Source organism: Lachnospira hominis (ex Hitch et al. 2025), from assembly GCF_040096395.1.
Taxonomy (GTDB): Bacteria; Bacillota; Clostridia; order Lachnospirales; family Lachnospiraceae; genus Lachnospira; species Lachnospira hominis.
In genome coordinates this window covers 1-3,728 of sequence record NZ_JBBMES010000039.1, presented here as the reverse complement: position 1 = coordinate 3,728, position 3,728 = coordinate 1, and the positions used below count along the sequence as shown (strand labels likewise).

Here is a 3,728-nt window from a genome sequence, read left to right as displayed (position 1 = left end):
TCGATATCCTCACAGCTTCGGCTTACAGCCTTGCTTGTCATGACCTGACTGATGAATCGCTGCTTATTTTCAACAAGTGACCAGTTGTATGCATCAAAGGTTCCTTTGGTGACATATCTGTAGATTGCCACCTCTTCATTTTCATTGCCCTGCCTGATGCCTCGTCCTTCCCTCTGTTCAATGGAGCTTGGCTTCCATGGGCAGTCCACATGATGCATTGCTACAAGGTGTGTCTGCACATTGACACCTGTTCCACACTTGTCCGTTGAACCGATAAGAACTTTCTTTTTACCTGTCCTCATTTCCTTAAAAAGTGCATCCCTCTGTGCATCCGTTTTGGCATCATGGATAAATGCTATCTCATCTGCCGGAATACCATACTGGATAAGTGTTTCCTTCAGATAATCGTAGATGGTAAAGTCCTTATCCGGTCCCGGTGTGCCGATATCTGAAAAAATAAGCTGGCAGCCTATATGACCGTTGGCATTTCCTTTCTCATATTCTTTCCAGACATTTTCTGCTACCTTATTGAGTTTTCCATCCGGATTGTTCGGCGCATCCTTATCAATCAGCCTTGCATCTGTTCCGAGTAATCTTGCCTCATGGGTAATCTTTAGGAAGTTGTCTGCACTTGGATCAACTCCACCGCCTCTGATACGCTCTGCCCTCACAACAAAGTCTTCCATGACCTGCTTCACATACCAGTCAGGCTCCGACTCCACTATGATAGGCTTGCCGCCACGAAGAGCCGGCACATCAAGGTCAAGCATGTCTGCGGTCTGCACATCTGCTACCTCACGGAAGATATTCATAAGCTCCGGCAGATTCGTAAACTTATTGAATCTGCTTTTAAAACGGAAACCGCTTCCCTCTACAGTAAGCTCCAGTGCGGTTGTCACTTCACCAAAGTTCGCTGCCCAGGAATCAAAGTGATAAATCCCCATCTCTTCAAGTGCCGCTTTCTGCAAGTAAAGCTGCATGACATACATCTCACACATGGTATTGGATATTGGTGTACCTGTTGCAAATACAATGCCTCTGCCATCATTTATCTCAGACAAATACTGGCATTTAAGCTGCATATCTGTTGACTTCTTTGCTCCACTGCTGCTGATACCTGACACATTATTCATCTTTGAAAAAATCGCAAGGTTCTTAAAATTATGTGCTTCGTCTACCATGATAGAATCTACCCCCAGCTCCTCAAAGGTAATAAGGTCATCCTTTCTGCTTTCATCAGATAGTGATTTAAGCTGCTCCTCCAGCTTTTTCTTCTGGCTTTCCATCTGTTTTACAGTCCAACGCTCTCCATTACGCTCTTTCATTTCATCAATCGCATAGCTGATTTCATCTATCTGCTCATTGAGCATTCTTTCCTTTCTCTCTGCTGAGATCGGGATTTTCTCAAACTGCGAGTGTGACATGATAATGCAGTCATAGTCACCTGTCGCAATCCTTGATACGAACTGCTTTCTGCGGCTTTTTTCAAAATCACGCTCTGTGGCAACTAAGATATTTGCTGACGGATAAAGCCTTAAAAACTCTGATGCAGTCTGCCCGATAAGCGGCTTTGGAACAACCATTATCGTCTTATTGGCAAGTCCGAGTCTCTTCTGCTCCATGCAGGCAGCCATCATCTCAAAGGACTTTCCTGCTCCGACGCAGTGTGCCAGCAGGGTATTTCCTCCGAGAAGGATTCTTGCTACCGCATTCTTCTGGTGTGGCTTTAGCTCAATCGCCGGATTCATTCCCGGAAACTGCAGATGGCTTCCGTCATACTCACGCAGACGGATGTTATTGAATGTCTCGTTGTAATATTCCACATACTTCTGTCTTCGCTCCGGCTCTGCAAACAGCCATTCCTTGAACTTCTCCTTGATCATGTTCTGCTTTTCCCTTGCAAGCATTGTCTCATTCTTATTGACTTCATAATGATATTTGCCATCTCCGTCATCAATCCTGTCCCTGACTGTTACAGTTTTAAGATTCAGCGTATCCTCAAAAATAGAATAAGCATCCATGCGGCTTGTACCATAGGTCTTAGTAGCTGCCACTGAATGCTTATCCATGCTCTTATTCTCGATGAACCATTCCATGCTCATCTTATTTAAGTGTACCTGAATGCCTGTATTGTAAAACTGGCTTCTGACTGCTCTTGCACGTCTTGGTGTATTGAGAAGTTCATAGATAAACTGCTCATAATCAAGCGGTTCAATCCATGTTGTGCCAATCTTTACATCAATATCTGAAGCTTCAATCCATTCCGGCTGCACCTTTTCAAGTGCCGCCACATTTCCTACAAATCTTTCTGCCTGCGGATTGTCTGTATCAGCCGCCATAGCTTTTGCTACACGAAGCTTGTCTCTCACATTTCCGGAAAGATACTCGTCTGCTGTCTCCCAGCCGATGTCCGGATTATTCTCGTTGTAGCGGTCGGGATTAAGGAAAATCAGTCCGTCCAGCTCTTCCACAAGAACTGCCCTTCTAAGCTGTGCCAAAGCATCATCACTAAATGTTATCTCATCAGCTGTCTGCCCGGACTTTTCAGCAAGCTCTTCCTTTGCATTTGTAATATCCGGCTCATAGATAGAGAGCATATAGGCAAGATTTACATATCCAAATTCATTGACGGATACATTTAATGCTTCCACAGCGGTCTCTACCCTGTCTATGACAGTCTTTGCCTTAATCGTCTGCTTATAAAACATATCCGCTTTTTTCACCTCCCCGTCTTCATTTACTTCCTCAAGGCTGCAAAGAAGCGGGTAATCGCTGTCATCCCTGAAAGCTATTCTGTTTGCTTTTGAAGTAATGGCTCCATACTGCTTTATAAAGGCATCGTATTTCACATTAAGAAGTCTCTGCTTATCAGAAAGCTCCTCCTCGCTGCAGCCATCCATCTGGATATCAATCAGCTCTCTTGTTATCTGTCTGATTTCATCAAGGCTTCTGATTCGCTCCTCAGCAGTCTTTGATACTTCTTTTCTTACCATCTCGGAATTTTCCCTGTAATAGAGCTTTCCTTCATAAAATGTGTAAGTGTAGTTTCTCACATCCGGATCAGCCGGGATAACTTCCTCTGTCTGCTCCGCCTCATCTGCCACTCTCTCAAAATCTGTCATCTGGGCTTTGATATTTCCGATTGCCTTATTGAGAGCCTCGTACATATTGAAGTTCTCATCATTATTCACACAGACTGTATATCTGCTGTCCTGTCCATAAATCCTTGTATCATATTCCATAGATCCAAGCATCATCTCCGGATGCTCTGCAAAATAAGAGTTGACTGCAATGCCATTCTCAGTTACACCAAGGTGGACCCAGTCAGGCTCAATATCAATCTTTCTCTCCCTCTTCTGCAAAAACAGGATATCTGCTGTCACTTCAGTTCCTGCATTATCTTTAAATGCTGTATTCGGAAGTCTTACTGCTCCCACAAGCTCTGCTCTTTCAGCCAGATACTTTCGGATAGTAGGATTTGCCTTATCAAGTGTTCCCTTTGTGGTAATTACAGCAACCATGCCTCCTGGTCTTACCTGGTCAAGTGCTTTTGCCAGAAAATAATCGTGGATACGGAAGTTATATTTGTTGTACTTTGGATCAAATACCTTGTAATCACCAAATGGCACATTTCCGACAACCACATCAAAGAAGTTATCCGGATATGTGGTATTCTCAAATCCTGTGATACTGATATTGGCATTCTGATAAAGCTGCTTTGCAATTCT

Annotated in this window: 1 protein-coding gene; it reads right to left on the bottom strand. The window is 43.8% G+C overall.

Annotation, left to right across the window (positions count from 1 at the left end):
* The coding region (locus WMO38_RS14860) for a helicase-like domain-containing protein (RefSeq protein WP_349163197.1) at nt 1-3,728 on the bottom strand (3,728 nt) is incomplete at both ends.